Origin of the sequence: Bartonella sp. AP58NXGY, assembly GCF_042195785.1 — a bacterium.
Lineage (GTDB): Bacteria > Pseudomonadota > Alphaproteobacteria > Rhizobiales > Rhizobiaceae > Bartonella.
In genome coordinates this window covers 294,292-313,295 of record NZ_JBHIOY010000001.1, presented here as the reverse complement: position 1 = coordinate 313,295, position 19,004 = coordinate 294,292, and the positions used below count along the sequence as shown (strand labels likewise).

The 19,004-nt window shown below is 38.6% G+C and carries 11 protein-coding genes; 4 read left to right on the top strand and 7 right to left on the bottom strand.

The window, feature by feature from the left end; genetic code table 11:
- Positions 1 to 1,381: 1,381 nt before the first annotated feature.
- Positions 1,382 to 3,001, top strand: a complete 1,620-nt coding sequence (gene purH, locus ACFINC_RS01145; RefSeq protein ID WP_375615734.1) for a bifunctional phosphoribosylaminoimidazolecarboxamide formyltransferase/IMP cyclohydrolase — start codon at positions 1,382 to 1,384, stop codon at positions 2,999 to 3,001.
- Between the two features lie 353 nt (positions 3,002 to 3,354).
- The gene (locus tag ACFINC_RS01140; RefSeq protein ID WP_375615733.1) at positions 3,355 to 3,507 is read left to right on the top strand and encodes a DUF1127 domain-containing protein; all 153 of its coding nucleotides are present in this window, start codon (positions 3,355 to 3,357) and stop codon (positions 3,505 to 3,507) included.
- A 2,320-nt stretch (positions 3,508 to 5,827) separates the two neighbouring features.
- Here the strand turns inward: ACFINC_RS01140 and ACFINC_RS01135 are convergent.
- The 3 genes from ACFINC_RS01135 to htpX form a co-directional block, all read right to left on the bottom strand.
- Positions 5,828 to 7,573, bottom strand: coding sequence for a heparinase II/III family protein (locus ACFINC_RS01135; RefSeq protein ID WP_375615732.1), 1,746 nt, complete (start codon positions 7,571 to 7,573; stop codon positions 5,828 to 5,830).
- A 64-nt stretch (positions 7,574 to 7,637) separates the two neighbouring features.
- Positions 7,638 to 9,002 (bottom strand): RsmB/NOP family class I SAM-dependent RNA methyltransferase, encoded by a 1,365-nt coding sequence (locus ACFINC_RS01130; RefSeq protein ID WP_375615731.1) that lies wholly within the window; start codon positions 9,000 to 9,002, stop codon positions 7,638 to 7,640.
- Positions 9,003 to 9,061: 59 nt separating this feature from the next.
- A complete protein-coding gene (htpX, locus tag ACFINC_RS01125) occupies positions 9,062 to 10,111 on the bottom strand; it encodes a zinc metalloprotease HtpX (RefSeq protein ID WP_375615730.1) in 1,050 nt (349 codons plus the stop codon).
- An 83-nt stretch (positions 10,112 to 10,194) separates the two neighbouring features.
- On the opposite strand from htpX, the gene ACFINC_RS01120 reads away from it, so the two are divergent.
- Positions 10,195 to 10,410 carry a DUF1674 domain-containing protein gene (locus tag ACFINC_RS01120; RefSeq protein ID WP_375615729.1) on the top strand — a complete coding sequence of 72 codons (216 nt, stop codon included), beginning with the start codon at positions 10,195 to 10,197 and terminating at the stop codon, positions 10,408 to 10,410.
- A 132-nt stretch (positions 10,411 to 10,542) separates the two neighbouring features.
- Here ACFINC_RS01120 and rpsP read toward each other — a convergent pair whose 3' ends face one another.
- The 4 genes from rpsP to ACFINC_RS01100 form a co-directional block, all read right to left on the bottom strand.
- Positions 10,543 to 10,917 carry a 30S ribosomal protein S16 gene (gene rpsP, locus ACFINC_RS01115; RefSeq protein WP_375615728.1) on the bottom strand — a complete coding sequence of 125 codons (375 nt, stop codon included), beginning with the start codon at positions 10,915 to 10,917 and terminating at the stop codon, positions 10,543 to 10,545.
- A gap of 16 nt (positions 10,918 to 10,933) precedes the next feature.
- Positions 10,934 to 11,263, bottom strand: coding sequence for a chorismate mutase (locus ACFINC_RS01110; RefSeq protein ID WP_375615758.1), 330 nt, complete (start codon positions 11,261 to 11,263; stop codon positions 10,934 to 10,936).
- Between the two features lie 24 nt (positions 11,264 to 11,287).
- Complete coding sequence (gene ffh, locus ACFINC_RS01105) at positions 11,288 to 12,856, bottom strand: signal recognition particle protein (protein WP_375615757.1); 1,569 nt, start codon at positions 12,854 to 12,856, stop codon at positions 11,288 to 11,290.
- A 230-nt stretch (positions 12,857 to 13,086) separates the two neighbouring features.
- Positions 13,087 to 13,743, bottom strand: coding sequence for a carbonic anhydrase (locus ACFINC_RS01100; RefSeq protein ID WP_375615727.1), 657 nt, complete (start codon positions 13,741 to 13,743; stop codon positions 13,087 to 13,089).
- A gap of 262 nt (positions 13,744 to 14,005) precedes the next feature.
- Here ACFINC_RS01100 and ACFINC_RS01095 point away from each other — a divergent pair, with 262 nt between their 5' ends.
- The gene (locus tag ACFINC_RS01095) at positions 14,006 to 18,715 is read left to right on the top strand and encodes an NAD-glutamate dehydrogenase (protein WP_375615726.1); all 4,710 of its coding nucleotides are present in this window, start codon (positions 14,006 to 14,008) and stop codon (positions 18,713 to 18,715) included.
- Positions 18,716 to 19,004: the final 289 nt, after the last annotated feature.

The following is a 19,004-nucleotide window of genomic DNA, read 5'->3' as shown; positions in this document are numbered from 1 at the left end:
AGTTTTTCGTATCTTGATCATCAATAATATTTTGATTTATAATAATAATTCATTGTTTTGTATGTTGAATGAGAGTCCCGAATATCTTAAGATTCTCTCATTTCAAATTTATTTATTTTGAATCAACAAAAACCATGTCTGTTGCACATTATAAGCAGGATGAGCGTGTGGATAAAATTTGTATAAGAAAGGCTAAAAATGGCTCTTATGAATCGTCTCAAGTGCCAAAAGCTTGTAGCAACACCCACGAACTGGCAAATTGTGTGATGGTACCGGCTTATTACTTCAAAAGCACTAAACTCATTGAAAAAATTTATTATCTTTTCTTTTTCTGATCAAAGTCCTTTTGCACATGAATTGCATCCAACTGACATCAAACATTCTAAATTTAGAACATATCTCCATAGTTTTCATTCCCATCTATGGAATTGCCTCGCTGAAATAACAGACATTTCTTATGAAAGTATAAAACTATGTCAAGAAATATATATGAGAGGATAAAGGTAAGCGTGCTTATCGTCGTATAAACTTTTAAAACAGTATTATGTTTTTAAGCATTTTCTTTGACAAGATATCTTGTCTTGCTCTCAATTTCATCTTTTGACGGTGCTCATAAAGGATAAGCCTCCACGGTGCTTCATTTTTAGGTTTAGTCAAGGTATAAGCAAATATTATCTTATTTCTCAGCTCTCACTTTTACTCTATTTTTGCATTTAGGGAATGTATAAGAAAAGTTTTTGTTTCTGAATGCGAGGGAAGAAAATGAGAAAATCTAATAGTGTTCAGTGCCATCATTCAATATAGAAAACTAAATTACCATTTTAAATCAATTTATAGTAAGCAAGGATCTGCTTCTTTTTGGCTTCCTCGCACCATATCAAAGCATAAAGATTTTTAACCCAATCTGGTTTGTAAACAATCCGGATTCTTACCGTGTGTATTCCTCATGTAAAACAGAACGTCATTGACTTGCTAATTCACGAGCTTTTTTTCAAGAAACATTTCTCAAAGCACCCAAGCCCATTTCACGGCAGCGCCCATGAAGGGTATAAAGGTAAATCCATTGAGCACCTCTATCTTTACGCTTGATCTTCCTATTCATACGATTACAAAAAGTCTACAGAAAAGGCCTATCTTAAGAATCATTGACCATGCACTAAAACGACATTTAATGTATCAATGAAATGTGTATATCTTCTATCACCACATCTTCAATGACAGCATTCCAAGATAACAGAATAATAGAAAAAAGATGAATCATTCTTAGTGTATTTTAACAAAGAAATTTATTCTTTCAGTGTATTTTTCTAAAGGCTTATGCTATAAATGTATAAGTTTATTTTTCTGAAATTTTAACTCTTTCATTTTTAAGGCTTCTATAATGGGTATTGTTGCCAAAAATTTTCCCATACCTGATCTTCATCAGATTCGTCGTGTTCTTCTTTCTGTATCTGATAAAACAGGTGTTGTTGCATTTGCACAAGCCCTTCATGCGAATTATAATATTGAATTGATTTCAACAGGAGGAACAGCCCAAACACTCATAGCTGCTGGTTTACCCGTAAAAGATGTTGCTGAAGTTACCGGATTTCCTGAAATAATGGATGGGCGTGTTAAAACACTCCACCCTTTGATTCATGGTGCTTTGTTAGGGGTAAGAGAAAATCCTAGCCATAAAGATGCCATGGAAAAGAACAACATTCATGGAATTGATCTTTTAGTTGTGAATCTTTATCCTTTTGAAGAGACAGTCCAATCAGGCGCCGACAATCAAACAATTCTTGAAAATATTGATATCGGCGGACCGGCAATGATTCGCGCAGCGGCAAAAAATTATGCTTATACCGGTGTTGTAACAGCGATAAACGACTATGATTCGATTCTAGCCGAATTAAAACAGCATAACGGATGTTTAAGCTTATCCACACGTCGTCAGCTAGCAATGCGCGCTTATGCCCACACTGCTGCTTATGATACGGCAATAGCAGCGTGGTTTGCACGGGATTTAAAAATTGAAATGCCATCGTGGCAGAGTTTTTCTGGCCATCTTGAGAGTATTATGCGCTATGGAGAAAATCCACATCAACAAGCAGCATTTTATCGCAATAATGAAAAGCGTTTTGGTATTGCAACAGCAAGACTTTTACAAGGCAAAGCGCTCTCTTATAACAACCTGAATGATACAGATGCAGCCTTTGAACTTGTGGCAGAATTTGATCCGCAAAAAACTGCTGCTGTTGCTCTTATTAAACATGCCAATCCTTGTGGTGTTGCAGAAGGCAAAAATTTGAAAGAAGCTTATTTGAAAGCTCTTATGTGTGATAATGTATCGGCATTTGGTGGAATTGTTGCTTTAAATCAGCCCCTTGATGAAGAATGTGCAGAAGAGATTGTTAAAATTTTTACAGAAGTGATTATTGCACCTGATGCCACAATGGCGGCACGTGAAATTATTGCAAAGAAAAAAAATCTTCGTTTGCTTATTACAGGTGGTATCCCTAATCCACGTTGTGGAGGACTTCTTGCTAAAACATTAGCGGGAGGCATTTTAGTGCAATCGCGTGATAATGTGGTGGTTGATGATCTTAAATTGCAAGTGGTGACAAAGCGGGCACCAACTCAAGATGAAATGCGTGATCTTCAATTTGCTTTTCGTGTAGCAAAACACGTTAAATCGAATGCTATTGTTTACGCAAAAAATAGTGCAACAGTTGGAATTGGAGCTGGACAAATGAGCCGCATTGATTCAGCAAAAATTGCTGCAAGTAAAGCAGCAGAAAGTGCGCTAAGAGCAGGCTTAACAGAAACTCTCACTAAAGGGTCTGTTGTTGCATCAGATGCATTTTTTCCTTTTGCCGATGGTTTATTAGCAGCAGCTGAAGCAGGTGCAACAGCAATTATTCAACCAGGAGGCTCCATGCGTGATGAAGAAGTTATCACAGCTGCTGATGAGCAAGGTTTAGCTATGATCTTTACAGGAACACGACATTTCCGACATTAATCATTTTGTGGTTTTCCCTTCATATAAGATAAATATTTCAAGGAATTTTTCATAATCGTCATCTGTCGATTGATAACTGTTGCAATGAGAGCAGTTATTTAATTCAAAGAATCTACGCGTAATGAATAAATTTATCACCACAACGAACAAACATAATTTAGCCATTGTTTTAGAGATAGAACAGCGTAGTCATTATTAACTTTAATAGTCTGTCCTTATTATATGAGACAAGTGTTAAAGCGGTTTCTTTTATGTGTAGATGCATACCTGTTATGACATTATAGCACAACTATTTTTAGTAATATGTTCTATCTTTAAACTAAAAAGTGTAATATAAAATTTGAGTAGAGGACATGAATATTCTACGTTCTTATAGGAATTGGCGTCGTTATCGTCGAACCGTTAACGCATTGAACCGTCTTTCAACAGATGAGCTGAGTGATCTTGGCATTTATCGAGGTAATATTAAGTCCATTGCACGGCATTATTCGTATAGATCTTTCTAAAAGTTGTTTGAAGTTGAGAGAATGCTTATGTATGAGAAAATGAGCGTTGTGCAGTTGGTTATTATGACTTCATTTTTAGTATAATAGCAAAAAGCAGAAAGAATATTTATATTTTTTCCACATGTCGTTGCTATGTGTTATTTTTTGAATTCTTAATGCTTTTATAATGAACTACATTTGATTTATAAAAAGAGTTTATTGTTTTCCACATTGAATGAGAAGTTCTGATATTGTAGGCTTTTTCCATTTCAAATTGGTTCATGTTCAATCAATAAAAATCATTCGCTTGCATATCACAAGCGAGGTTGGCGTATAGGCAAAAAAACAATCAAGAAAGAAATAAAAAAAACTTTTATAAACACTCTCAAGAGCACAAGGCTATCGCACAACATTGAGCGTAGACAAAGTAGAGTACCAGCTTGCGCTTTTATTAAGCGTAAAGATGGAAGTGCGTGCGAGTATATGCAAAACTCTAGTGGAGTATCATGTCAATGTTTTTATGCCCAAACAAAGATTATCATAGATCCCCATCAATTTGATTTTTATAAATATAACGCAAAAAACATGTATGAATACTTGTAACAAAAGCAAAGCTTGAGGAGCATTCGTAAAACTAAGTGTGTGATTGTCATTGTTTGCTTAAATATCTGATAAAATCCGAAATATTTCCCCAATCCAGCACTGGTATGTTTTACCTTTTATGATATCGTTATACTTCTAAAGCCCGTACTGTTTTCTGTTGCTTATCAATCAACACCCCCAATCTTAACACAGTAATAATGTAAGATTAAGATGGCTTAATGCTTTTCTATATCAGCTTTTTATGCAAGATGGTGACAGAAAATATTGAATATATAGATTTGGTTTACTCCTAAAATGGTAAACAACCTAATTCGACAAGAAAAGAAAATCTTAAAGATAAAAACCCATTCTTATCTTTATTATAATTTTTTACTTTGCTTTACAATTTTCAAAAGCATTGAGAATAATAGTTTTAAAGAATGGAGATTACGCATGATCACACCTTTTTCTCTCACTCTTTAATAAAATCGTATCCCTCAGGCAAAATAAAAGATCCAAAATTAAAACGACATTATATGCTGCACATTCACACGATTTTGTTTTAAGGAAACATCCCTCAATGCTTGTGATCCCCCTCTCATGATAACATTTATGAAGAATCATAAAATCTCCTGAGCATTATCTCCTTTATGCTTATGAAGAAACAAACCGGCACCATCACACACTTTGCCAGCTTGTGGGTGTGTCGGACAGCCTTTAGCACGTAAAACAATTCAGAAGAGCTATTTTTAGTCCTTTCTTGATCGTTTTTTTGCCTATACGCCAACCTCGCTTGTGATATGCAAACAAGTGATTTTGATTGATTCAACATACACAAATTTGAAATCAAAAGAATCTTACAATATTCGGGGGGGTAATTCAACATAAATAACTATAAATTATCTTTATAAATCAATATCTTGTATGTTTAATAAAGGAACAAATTATAACATCATGCCATTTTCCAGCCCCCTCATGTTGTAATAATCCTCGATACTTAAGAGTGTTCAGAAGAGCTATTTTATTCCTTTCTTCCATAGGTTTTATCTACACGCCAAGTCTTCTTATAACGTACAAACCTATACTTTTAGTTGCCTCACTATAAACAGATTTGTAAAGAGAGAATCTCACAATTTTCGAATTTTAAGTTTTAAAAAATAATTGTTATAAATCAATATGTTAATCTCTTTAAAAATGTGAAAAATAAAGCATCATCCACATTCTTTAAAAGCTGTTATTCTAGATGCTTTGAAAAATCATAAAGCAAAATAAAAAGAAACGGTAAAAATGGGAGACACAATAACCCTACACCATTTACGGGAGATTTTTACGCTATATTCTATACGGATTCCATCGTAAAATGGGAACAATAAACATTGAACGATATTTCCTTAAAACAAGAATGTGCATTTGCAGGAAAACATTTGACTATCTTAAACATGCAGCTCTCTCAGAGATAAATATTGATCACAACAGTACATGCAAAAACTTTCTAAGACACGCAACAGCTTGACTTTTTCTCCACACTTTTAAAGGATAAAAATTCTTAACCAATACCGATCTGTCAAAAATTCTGTTTCTCTGGAACCAATCCCCTTAGCACCACCTCATGAGATTCTATAGGTAAACCTTTCCTAAGAATATCCATCACATACTCTAAAAAGCACCTCATGTATAAAAATTTACATGGCCTTCAAATTTTGAAAATATTACCACAATAAGCGATGATGTTTCGCGGTATGAAGATAAAATATATGAACTATAGATCAGAACATTGTTTTGATTTTTTATCAAATGCTTTACGGATAAAACGCCAACGAACTTTTTCCTGCAATGCAGGGCGAAAATATAAAACAATTTGTTGCGTCCGTTGTGGACCTGTTAATTCCGCAAAATCAATTGAATCTTCAAGACAAATATCCGCATCAGGCGAAATAAAATACCATACTTGCCCGTTCTTTACGTGCTCATTTTTTATGGCTAAACACACACGCTTGCCATCATAATTAACTTCAACTTGTGGATGAAGATGAAAGCGAACAGCAACATGATTCTGTTCACTTTGCGCACTCTTATGTCTCTTTCTCCCTTTATCTGGCATAAAAAAGCGATCAAACCCCTCGATCATATCTCCATTTGTCGCCAAAATAAGACCACGCTCATGAATAAGATTAAAAGAGCGCACATAACCATTATGACTCGCAATAAAACCTGTCTTCTCTGAATCCTCTATACGGCGCACTTGAACATCCGTTGGTCCATCAAACAAAAAGGAAGCGCCATTTTTCTTTTTTTTATAAAAAACGCCCACCGAACAATCATTAAGCGTAGCTGTAGAATGGGCTGCAGTAACACGCCCTAAATGTCGATAATCTTCCCGCCCATCAGGATTAACACCGGCATTGATAATAAAACGGTGCCCTTGTGAAGACATTTCAAAAGACAAACACCCCGAACAAGCCTGCTGCGCTACAGAGCGAGGTGGAAACTTTCCTGTATCTGCAAGCACTGTTGTTTGATTGGCTTTTAAGCGCTGAAATCCTGAATAACGGGCATAACTAAAAGGATGCCCCCCTGTTTCATCAAGCTCCAAAAGTGATGATAATCGTTCCGACACAAGAGGACCAACCCCATTAAAATGGGCCAACGTTTGATCCTCATGGATAAAGAATCGTAAAGCTGGCAACATACGCTCAACAGAATCAATCAAAATACGGGGTGCTGTTTCATTGCTACGCATAAAAAGATGCCGTAACGACAATAAATCCGATAACAAATTCAGCAAAATAACAGGACTACGGGAAATATGCCCACCATCAACTAAGATTTGACGTGAAAGCTCCTCTATAAGCGTCGTTTGTACCTTTTTTTTCACTGCCGCAGAAACAGGCAAAGCAAGAGAGGCGAAAGTCAAAGCTGTCGCTGCTTGTAAACGTTGATCATCATACTCCATACTGCAAATTGTTACGCGCAAATAACGAAATTGCAAACCAAGCGCACGTAAAAAGCGTTTTTCAAACCGCTCACTTGCCCCCTCTAACAACATTTTTGAATGACAAATCCACGAAATCAAGCGCCGTGCCACAACAGGACTACTCCAAGCAAGCCCTTTTACCTTCTTACCAGCATGATCAAGCCAATCTTCTAAAAGAGAGCGTGCATGTGCAGAAGCTAAATTACTTTCTGCTGCCTCCATATGGCGCAACCAATGAAAATCATGTAGAGCCGTTTCCCATTCAAGCGTTGGGGGAACCAATGAAAATGGAGAAACAGCACCAGAATGAACCACATGACGAGCAAAAGCAAAACGACCATGATAAAATTCATGGGCCATCATTGGGTCAGCCACATGCAAATCAATAGGATGTGCTAAAATTTTATGAGGGCGGAATCCTGAAAATCGCCAGCGAAACAATGGTCCAACCCATAAACGCCGCATAAAGTGCTGCAGCGTATCGACATAGGCCACCACTTTTACCTGAGGAGCTTTTACTGCAACCGCCAAAATTTTATCTCCATTTATGCTGAATCAAATACAATTTCGACCATTTTTGTAAATGAAGCGTTAATTAAGCAATTTTTCGTAAGCGCGCAGCGAAAAAACCATCCATTCCTAAAAATGCAGTTTTCTCAGCATCGAAATTTTTATGACAAAAATCCGCAGGCGTTGTACGCAACATCCCCTCACAAAGCAAATGTGCCAGTGCTCCCATTTCCTCTGGATAAATAGGTTCTAAAACAATATCGTTGCGTGTTGATAAAATTTTTTCAATGAGATCTTCACCTTCTTCTCTTGCCAAGGAACAATTGGAAAAAACAATACGTCCCCCCTCCTTTACTAAGCCAATTGCTGCGACAAGCAACTCATATTGCAACGCCGCTAACTTGATAATGTCTTCCCTCGACTTCGTCCATAAAATATCCGGATGACGACGAATTGTTCCTGTAGAAGAACAAGGAGCATCAAGAAGAACCGCATCAAAAAGCTGTGTGGGGTGGAAATTTCTCACATCACCCTGCCAAGTTTGAACTAAAAAATCAAGCCGTTCCATATTTTCTTTTAAACGCCTTACGCGGTTAGCAGAAAGCTCAATTGCTGTCACTTCTGCCCCCTGCAAAGCCAATTGTGCTGTTTTCCCCCCAGGGCTTGCACAAAGATCAGCAACGCGTTTACCCCGAATATTCCCAAGTAAACAAGCAGGCAAGGCTGCGGCAAAATCTTGAACCCACCAAGCTCCTTCACAATAGCCTGGTAAATCAGAAACAGAACACTCCAGACGATTCAATCGAACAGAGCCATTAGGCAACACAACACCGCCAAGTCTTTCAGCCCATCCAACGCTATCAGATTTCACTGTCAAATCGAGAGGGGGTTCCATACTTTGAATTGCTATAATCTGATGTGCCTTTTCTGTTCCATAAGCTGACACTAAAAGCTGTCCAAACCACGCTGGAACACCTTCAATGGTAGGAACTTGTTGGCATAAAAGCTCTGCCTCACGCGCAACATTGCGCAAAAGAGCATTCACAACCCCTGAAAAACGATGCATACGAGGATCAAGTTTTGCCACACGTACAGCTAAATCAATAGCCGCATGATCAGGAATATCAAGATAAAGAATTTGTGCGACACTGATATGCAAAAGATGCTGAAGTGAAAGTGCTTGTGAAGGCAAAGGACGCATCAAAAATCGTGAGAAAGCCGCTATAATCTGCCCTCGATGACGTAATGAAGCTATCAAAATAGCCCGACACAACAAACGATCTCGTTGTGAAAGTTTTAAATAGTGTGGATGTCCGTGTTCATTATCCGTCAAACCAGAAAGAGGCGTACACTTATCAACCACCGCCCCTAAAAGGCGCACACACACCTGCCGAACAGCTAATCCTGGAACATTTTTTTCAGACACATGCCCCGCTTTTTTGTGTTTCAAAACAACAACCTTTATATCACTGTTTTCTCAAGAACTCCCAGAAATCTCCTCAAAAAATTCTATGAACGAGATCTTTTTGAATTATCATAACGAAGCCAAGAAGGACGTTTTGTCATACGCTGAAAAGTGCTGTTTTCTTGCTCTCCTGATGCATAAGCCTGACCACTGCGAAAATCTCCATAATTCATCTCATCATTGCTTTTTTTATTCATACTGCCTTCTTCATTCCATCCCCCATTTTCAGCAAGAACCCCTTTCATCTCTTCTGCTTGCCGATAAAGAGCAGCAATACGATTTGCCGTTGCAGGATGTGTTGAAAAAAGACTATCCGCTCCCTCACCGCTCAAAGGATTGATAATAAATAGATGTGCTGTTGCTGGATTATGCTCTGCTTCTTCATTATATACCCCACGTCCCCCATCAGCAATCTTACGCAATGCCGAAGCTAACCATAGAGGATTACCGCATATTTCAGCCCCTCTCCGATCTGCAGCATATTCACGTGTACGGCTAATCGCCATTTGCACCAGCATCGCTGCAAAAGGAGCCACGAGCAAGGCAATAAATCCTCCAATTGCCCCAGCGCCATGAGAATCTTCTGAAGAGTTGCGCGGTCCTCCCATAAAGAAAGCAAAATTACCAAGCATTGAAATGGCTCCTGCAATCGTTGCGGTTAGAGTCATTGTTAATGTATCACGATGCTCAATATGTGCGAGCTCATGCGCCATAACGCCGGCAATTTCCTCCGAACTCAACCGCTCTAACAATCCAGTACTTGCAGCAACAGCTGCATTTTGCGGATTACGTCCCGTTGCAAAAGCGTTTGGCTGTGGATTCTCAATAACATAAACTTTTGGTTGAGGAAGAGAAGCTCTTTGCGCTAAATCACTTACAATTTTATAGTAAACCGGTGCAGAATGCTGATCAACTTCACGCGCCCCGTACATGCGTAAAACGATTTTATCTGAATTCCAATAAGAAAAAAAGTTCAAAGCACTTGCCACCAAAAGAGCAATGACCATGCCACTGCCCCCTCCAACAAGATAACCAACCCCCATAAAGAGAGCAGTTAAAAAAGCCAAAAGCATGGCTGTACGCATTATATTCATTACTCAAAAAACTCCATGAAAAAAGTCTATTAATACTATATGATGGGGTTTTCTTTCTGCTTCTTCAATAGAATAGGTGTAAAATGAATAAAAAAGATGAGAAAACAAGCAAAAAAAATGCAACTGTCATTAAACAGCAATCTCTTTCTCCCGCAGCACAACGCGCCCTCAAAGAAGCTGAAGAACGGCGAAAAAGCGCAACAAAAAAAGAACAACCTGTCGAAAATGGTGGACGCGGCGGCAAAGACCCTTCGCGCTATGGAGATTGGGAAATTAAAGGCCGCGCCATTGATTTTTAAAATTCAACTTTTAAAAAACTAACACTCTTTTAAAACATGCTTTTAAAAGAGATCCGTTTTTGATAGACAAAAACGGATAACATTCATTCTTCTAGAACTTTTAAAGACGCATTGATTGAACAATCATGCTTCTTATGCTGAAGCAGATTCTGCTTCAGTTGCTGCCGCCGCTTCTTCTGCTGCTTGCTTTGCTGCTGCGATACGTTCTTGTGCTTTTTTACCTGGTTCACCTTTATGTGGATTATTGCGGGTTGGACGCTTTTTTAAACCAGCCGCATCTAAAAACCGTAAAACACGATCAGTTGGTTGAGCCCCTTGCCCAAGCCAATACTGGATACGTTCTTCATTAAGTTTTACCCTTGGTCCATCTTTAGGCAACATTGGATCCCATGCACCAACACGTTCAAGAAATCGCCCATCGCGCGGACTACGAACATCTGCAACGACGATATGATAGTAAGGACGTTTTTTTGAACCTCCACGGGACAAACGAATTTTCAATGCCATATTTTATCTCCTATTGTCAGCTCTGGCTTTCGTTTAAATTGACTTTTTTTGTTTTTTGCTCTTCAGCAATCACTTCATGATGACTCACAACTTCTTTAATAATAAATTTTAAAAATCTTTCAGCAAAATCAGGATCAAGATGACTATCTATAGCCAATTGCCGCAAACGCGCTACTTGATGTTTCTCCCGTAAAGGATCTACTCTAGGCAAATCATAACGTGCTTTTAAACGCCCAACAGCTTTCGTACAACGAAAACGCTCTGCTAAGATATGAATTAAGGTTGCATCAAAATTATCAATAGATGCTCGTAAATGTGCCAATTCGTTTAATACTGTTTCCTGCATCATATTCCTTTCCCTCTTTACATCTTATTTTTTCTTAGGATGCTGAGGAAATTTTCCCCTATCGGCAATGCTATTGGAAAGACCAGGAAATATAGGCCCACGCTTGGGAAGTCCAGGCAAAATCTTCCCTCCATTATCATTTTCAATCTGCTTTTGAAGCGTTGAGAATTGCTTCAAATCCATTCCCGATAAATCAGGTATAACTGGAGAATCTCCACTCAAGTTTCCCTTGCCTCCAAATCCCATTTTGGAACCAAGGCCTCCCAACATTTTTCCCATCAAACCACTTTTTCCTTTACCACCCATGGCTTTCATCATGTCAGCCATTTGGCGATACATCTTCAAAAGTTTATTAATATCAGCCGCCGTTGTACCAGACCCCTTAGCAATTCGTTGTTTACGGCTATGTTTTAAAAGCTCTGGATTTGCACGCTCTTGAGGTGTCATAGATGAAATAATAGCCAATTGGCGATTAAACAAACGATCATCAAGCCCTGCAGCCGCAATTTGCTCTTTGACCTTCCCCAATCCTGGCAACATGCCCATAATACCGCCCATTCCACCAAGTTTTTTCATTTTCTGCAACTGTTCAGCAAGATCATTCAGATCAAATTTTCCGGCTTGCATTTTTTTTGCAAAAGCAGCGGCTTTCTCATGATCCATTGTTTCAGCAGCTTTTTCAACCAAAGAAACAATATCCCCCATTCCGAGAATACGATCAGCAATACGACTGGGATGAAATTCTTCTAAAGCATCTATTTTTTCACCAGTTCCAATTGCTTTAATTGGCTTGCCTGTAACAGCACGCATGGAAAGAGCAGCACCACCCCGCCCATCACTATCCATCCGTGTTAAAATAATTCCTGTAATCCCTACACGCTCATCAAAAGAACGAGCAAGATGAACGGCATCTTGCCCCGTCAAACTATCAGCCACCAACATAATTTCATGAGGAAGGGAACACGCTTTAATTTCAGCCAATTCAAGCATCAAAGCTTCATCAATATGATTACGCCCTGCCGTATCAAGAAGAAGCACATCATAACCACCCAATTTAGCAGCTTGCACAGCACGTGATGCAATATCAACGGGCAACTGTCCCGCAATAATAGGCAAGCTTACAAGTTTCGCCTGCTCTCCCAATTGGCGCAATTGCTCTTGTGCAGCGGGACGGCGTGTATCTAATGACGCCATGAGAACTTTTTTATTGTGCTTATCCGTTAACCGTTTTGCAAGCTTTGCTGTTGTGGTTGTTTTTCCGGAACCTTGCAAACCAATCATCATGATAACAACTGGAGAAGGTGCATTCAAATCACTCAGAACGCTTTCATTTCCAAGAATATGAACCAATTCATCATGAACAATTTTAACCACCATTTGGCCTGGCTTAATCGATTTAACGATTTCGGCCCCAACAGCTTTTTCCCGAACTCTATCGGTAAAAGAGCGCACAACATCAAGAGCAACATCAGCTTCCAATAAAGCGCGACGAATTTCACGCAGCGCTTCTGCAACATCCTGATCTGACAAAGCGCCCCGCCCTGTCAAATGAGACAAGATAGAACCAAGTCGCTCTTGCAAAGATTCAAACATCATTTACCTCATTGTTGCATAACAAACAAACCAAAGTTGCACCCGAGAACGCATCGCGCCGTCGGATGTTGACCTCTGAGATCTCTTTATACCCTTAAACTGGGGTCTCAGTCGGTGGCTCCAAGTTAATTTTGTCACTGAAAGCTTGCTCCTTCAAACAATAAAACCCCAGCTTTGTCAAGTTTTATCATAAAATGTCTTTTTATACGAAGAAATAAAAACAACAAATACTATACTTCAAAACTTTCAACTTCAACACGCATAAAACAACCTGTTTCCTGTTCCATGCTCCATAATTTTCCGCTAGAGATATCAAACCAAACCCCATGCAATGTCAAAAAACCTTGATCTTTGCGAAGCTTTATCCACGGAAACGTCTCTAAATTTCTCAACGAATGACGAATAGAAAGCTGCTCTAATGCCGTCTGTCTTTCTGTCCACGACAGCGACTTATTATTCAAAACGATTTCTGCTGCTGGTGCTAAGAGACTTATCCATTGACCGATAAAATCATTTGACGATAAAGATTTACACGTCTGCTTAAGAGCAGTATGAACTCCCCCACAATGGGCATGACCAAAAACAACAATATGTCTCACTTCAAGCAATTGCACGGCATATTCGAGAGCTGCTGATGTTGCATGATATTTGTTATCGGGAGAAAAAGGAGGAACCACATTTGCCACGTTGCGTAAGGTGAAAATTTCCCCCGGCTTAGCATCAAAAATCATTTCTGGTACTGCTCGCGAATCACAACAAGCAATGACCAAAACTTCAGGTTTCTGCCCCTCAATCGCCAATTGCTGATAATCTGCTATTTTATATAAAAAATGATTGTTTATAAAGTTTTGGTAACCCCTTAAAAGTCTTTCTGGTAAATGCGCCATTCTCTCTTTACTTTTGCTTCTTTTTTTACTTTCATTTTGTATATTTTAAAAAACAAACTATTAACATACAAAAATACTAAAAATGCCCTTTCATTGACGCAAAATATTTCTTTTAAAGTACAAACTATTACTAAAAAATAGAAAAAACAAATTTATTCTCTCCAAATAAAGAGCTATTTTCTTTAGGAAGAAGGTGTTACAGTATGTAAAAATATAATGGTCTGCTTTTAAAGACCCCTAAGAGCAAAAAGGGAGAGTGAATGTGTTACAACAAAAAAAAACAGAAACAAAAAACACCCAAGATAAAATAGAACAAATTCTTTTTGCTCAAACCGATGAAGAAGATATTGCTTATTACGAAAATAAAGAACTTCAAAAAGCGGCAGCCATCGCAGTAAAAGCTTTTAATCTCCATAAAACGGGAAAAAATACTATCTACTTTGAACAAAATTTGACCCGTAATAACAAACCTATAACTGTTATCACACTTGTCAATGATAACAAACCCTTCCTTCTCGATTCTATTTTAAATGTCTTCAATCAACACAAAAACCATATTTATTTGATTGCACACCCCATTCTTGATTGTGCTTCTGGAAAACGCATCAGTCTGATGCAAATTCACATCGAGTCACTCAATAAACAGCAGACGCAGAAACTTGAAAATGAACTCACCTTAGTTCTTGAGCAGGTTAATGCTGCTGTACAAGACTGGAAACCTATGCTTGAAGAAGTTGAAAAACATATTCATGCCTACCAAACAAACCTTCCCACACACTACAAGCAAGAAGGCGAAAAGGCTATTGAATTTCTTCATTGGCTAATGGATGATAATTTCACCTTCCTTGGTATGCGCACTTACAACTTCATCAAAGATCAAAAACCCTTAAAATCCTTTACAGCGAGTAATATTGAACTTGGTATACTCACGGATGCTTCTATTCATATTGTTGACGATAAAAGTATGAAAGAACCTCCTCAAGAAGTTTTATCCTTCATGGAAAGCGATAATCTATTTATCGTGACAAAAGCGAACAGCCGCTCCAAAATTCACCGTTCTGTTTGGCTGGATTATATTGGTCTTAAAATCTTTGATAAAGAAAAGCAACTCTGTGGAGAATTACGCATTGTAGGGCTTTTTACCTCCTCAGCTTATACACGTTCTATTTTACAAATTCCTTTCTTAAAAGAAAAAGCCCAAACCATCACTCAACGTCTTGGACACAATCAAGCTGATTATTCAGGAAAAGCACTCATCAGTGTTTTAGAAACTTATCCAAGAGATGAAATGTTTCGTTCTGATGTTGATACATTGACAGAAAACATTAAACTTATTCTACAATTAGATGAGCGTCCACGTTTACGGGTTCTTGCTCACACTGATTCTTTTGGGCGCTTTGTTTCTATCCTTGTCTACGTACCACGTGACCAATACAGCAGCAGCCTACGTGAAAAAGTTGGCGAACATTTTGTTGAGCTCTATAAAGGTGATTTTTTTGAATCCTATCCGCTATTTTTGGAAAGCACCCTTATACGTGTCTATTACATCATCCATCGCAAAGGAAATGAAACTGCTCCTCTTATTGAGCGCTCCACACTTGAACAACATGTGCGTTTGATTGCACGAAGTTGGGAAGACAGAGTTCAAGCCATCGCTCTTACCCAGAAAATAACAGAGCAACAAACACATCTAGCCAGCCAATTCCCCAACAGTTATCGAGATTTATTTTCAGCTGAAGACGCTATTAACGATGCCGGACACATTCTAAGTCTTCATGATGAAAAGCCCCTTTTCGTAATCTTTTATCACGCACAAAACAAAGAAAAACAGTGCATTTCTCTTCGACTTTTTCATCGCCATGAAGCACTTGCCCTTTCCAAACGTGTGCCACTTCTTGAAAATATGGGGTTTCGCGTTATTGCTGAACAAACCCTTGAATTACCAGATGGCAATGGACACTCTGTATATCTTCATGATATGCAACTGGAAAGTATTTTCCAACGCTGTATTGATTTTGAAAAAGACGGTCAAAAACACGCTGAAACTTTTGAAGCCATTTGGGCACAAAATGCTGATAATGATGCCTTTAATGCTCTCACCCAAACAGCTGGGCTTAATTGGCATGAAATTGTTATTTTGCGCCATTATGGGCGCTATCTCCAACAAGCAGGAATTCCCTATTCGCAAGATCGCGTTGCCCAAACTTTAAATGCTTATCCTGACATTACCCAAGACCTTTATGCTTTATTTCACTTAAAGTTTCATCAAAGCCATACAGAAAAAGAACGAGAAAAAAACCAACAAGTCATTCAAAAGCGCATTGAAGAAAAATTACGGAAAGTATCTGGTTTAGATGATGATCTCATCTTACGCCGTTATTGTAATCTTATCGAGGCAAGTTTACGAACGAATGCTTTTACACCTCTCCCCGATGGAAGTCCACGACGTATTTTAGCCACCAAATTAAATCCGCGTCAGATTGAAGGTTTGCCTGAACCGCGCCCTTACCGAGAAATTTTTGTTTATGGACCAGAAGTTGAAGGGGTTCATTTGCGTTTTGGACCTATTGCCCGTGGCGGAATTCGTTGGTCTGACCGTGCATTAGATTATCGCACCGAAATTCTAAGCTTAGTCAAAGCCCAACAAGTTAAAAATGCGGTTATCGTTCCTGCCGGTGCAAAAGGTGGATTCTATCCCCACCGTCTTCCCCAAACAAATGACCGTGCTGTCATCATAGAAGCAGCACGTCAAGCTTATACAGACTTTATCACTGCTTTGCTCTCCATCACAGACAATCTGGTTAATAGCAAAATAAGTGCGCCCCACAATATCATCTGTCATGATGACCCTGACCCCTATTTTGTTGTAGCAGCAGACAAAGGGACTGCGACTTTTTCTGATACAGCCAACGCCATTAGCCAAGCAAACCACTTTTGGCTTGATGATGCTTTTGCCTCTGGTGGCTCAGCAGGCTATGATCACAAAGCCATTGCTATTACAGCCAAAGGTGCGTGGGAAGCCGTCAAAAGACATTTTAGAGAATCATTTAATCACGATATTCAAACAATGCCTTTCACCTGTATCGGTGTTGGCGATATGTCTGGTGATGTCTTTGGTAATGGAATGCTTCTTTCCAAACAAACAAAATTGATTGCCGCTTTTGATCACCGCGATATCTTTATTGATCCAGATCCAAACATAGACGAAAGCTACGCAGAGCGTACGCGCCTTTTTAAACTTCCTCGCTCAAGTTGGCAAGATTACGATAAAAGCAAATTATCAAAGGGCGGTGGTATCTTCTCACGAAAAGAAAAAACCATTACTCTCTCACCTGAAGCAGCACAAGCTATTGGTTTTGAAAAGCAAACAGGAACCCCCTTTGAAATTATCTCTGCTCTTCTCAAAGCCCCTGTTGATCTTTTATGGTTCGGCGGTATTGGCACTTATATCCGTGCGACAACAGAAAACGATGCCCAAGTAGGTGATCGTGCAAATGATGCAATACGCATTACCGGAGAACAAGTACGTGCAAAAATTATTGGCGAAGGAGCGAATCTTGGTGTTACACAACGTGGACGGATTGAATATGTCTCAAATGGTGGTCGATGTAATACGGATGCCATTGACAATTCTGCCGGTGTGAATTGTTCCGATATTGAGGTCAATCTCAAAATTGTTCTTGCATCAGCACTACGTGCCAAAACACTAACCCGCGAAGAACGCAATAAGCTCTTGAAGAAAATGACACCTCAAGTCGAACAACTCGTCTTGCGCAACAATTATCTACAACCCCTTGCGCTTTCTTTATCAGAAAACCACAGCATTGCTGATTTGCCCTATCAAATACGCTTTATGCGCGATTTGGAACAAAAAAAGCTTCTAGACCGCAGAGTTGAAATGCTCCCTGATGAACAAGTTTTACAGCAAAGAACAACCCAAGGAAAAGGTCTTTTCCGCCCAGAACTCGCCGTTATTCTTGCATATGCTAAATTGACCTTAAAAGAAGAAATTGCTAATAGCCCCATTGTTGATGATCACTATTTCAATACAGCCTTGCTGAACTATTTTCCAACCCAAATTCAAGAAAATTTTAAGAAGGAAGTTATTAACCATCAATTGCGTCGTAATATTATCGCAACGCTGATTGCCAACGACATTGTAAATCGTGGAGGTCCCACTTTTGTTAATCGACTACACGATGAAACACAACAAAAGGTTGAAAACATTATTCGCGTTTTTATTGCCATCCGCGATGGTTTTGAAATTCCTCAATTGTCTGATCAAATTGATAAGCTTGATAATAAAATACCTGGTCTTGTCCAAAACAAATTCTATGCAGCAATGACCCCAATGCTCTTTGAAACAACCAATTGGGGTTTGCACAACATGGATCTCTCACGTCCACTAGAAGAAATTGTAAAAACAATAAAGCAAGCCCGTAGTATTATTGAAAAAGAGCTTATGCATTCTCCCAACAACGATATTAATCAAAAGATTGAAGAAAAAGCACTACACTACAGTGAAGAAGGAGCACCAAAAGCATTAGCAAAACAATTGGCTCTCTTGGAAGCAGCACCAATAATCTGTGATATTTCTTTGATTGCAAAACAAAGCAACAGTGATCTTATTAAAACTGCAGAGATTTATTTCTCGCTTGCACAAATCATTCGTATAAACCGCATTAATGAAGCTCGTCGAACAATTCCCATCTTAGATTATTATGATAGTATGGCTCTAAGCCAAGCCAAAGAAAATGTTTCCGAAAGCTTACGGCAAATCGTTATGAAAATCCTCAAAAATTATGGCAAGAAAAAAGATCCTTTTGACACTTGGAAAAAAACAGAAGAAAATAATATTCATAATATTACAAACCGCATTAGTGCCCTTATTGAAAATGATCTCAATATTTCTCGTTTTACTTTTGCAGCAGGATTAATTTCTCAACTTCAAAATACTGGCTTTCAAACTTAAAAGCTGTATAAAACAGCTAAGTTTTTGCCCCTGTTCTATCTCCCCACAGCGAAACGGCAAAAATAGAGGGGGAGGTTATGTTTTTAGACATAACACCCAAAATAAAAATTCTGCTACTTATTACAACGGAATTGTTTGTAACAATTTCAAAACAACATCAGGATTGATTTCTCAACTTAAAAACATAAACTTTCAAGCTTAAAAGTAGTACAAAACAGCTAACTTTTTTCCCCTGTTTTATCCATTCGTGGCTAAACAACAAGGAAAAAACGAGGAGGTCGTTCCGCAT

Bases quoted from the DNA above. Each gene is read 5' to 3' on its own strand.
- rpsP (WP_375615728.1), bottom strand. From the start codon at position 10,917: ATGGCATTGAAAATTCGTTTGTCCCGTGGAGGTTCAAAAAAACGTCCT.
- purH (WP_375615734.1), top strand. From the start codon at position 1,382: ATGGGTATTGTTGCCAAAAATTTTCCCATACCTGATCTTCATCAGATT.
- ACFINC_RS01110 (WP_375615758.1), bottom strand. From the start codon at position 11,263: ATGCAGGAAACAGTATTAAACGAATTGGCACATTTACGAGCATCTATT.
- ACFINC_RS01120 (WP_375615729.1), top strand. From the start codon at position 10,195: ATGAATAAAAAAGATGAGAAAACAAGCAAAAAAAATGCAACTGTCATT.
- ACFINC_RS01140 (WP_375615733.1), top strand. From the start codon at position 3,355: ATGAATATTCTACGTTCTTATAGGAATTGGCGTCGTTATCGTCGAACC.
- ACFINC_RS01100 (WP_375615727.1), bottom strand. From the start codon at position 13,743: ATGGCGCATTTACCAGAAAGACTTTTAAGGGGTTACCAAAACTTTATA.
- htpX (WP_375615730.1), bottom strand. From the start codon at position 10,111: ATGAATATAATGCGTACAGCCATGCTTTTGGCTTTTTTAACTGCTCTC.
- ffh (WP_375615757.1), bottom strand. From the start codon at position 12,856: ATGTTTGAATCTTTGCAAGAGCGACTTGGTTCTATCTTGTCTCATTTG.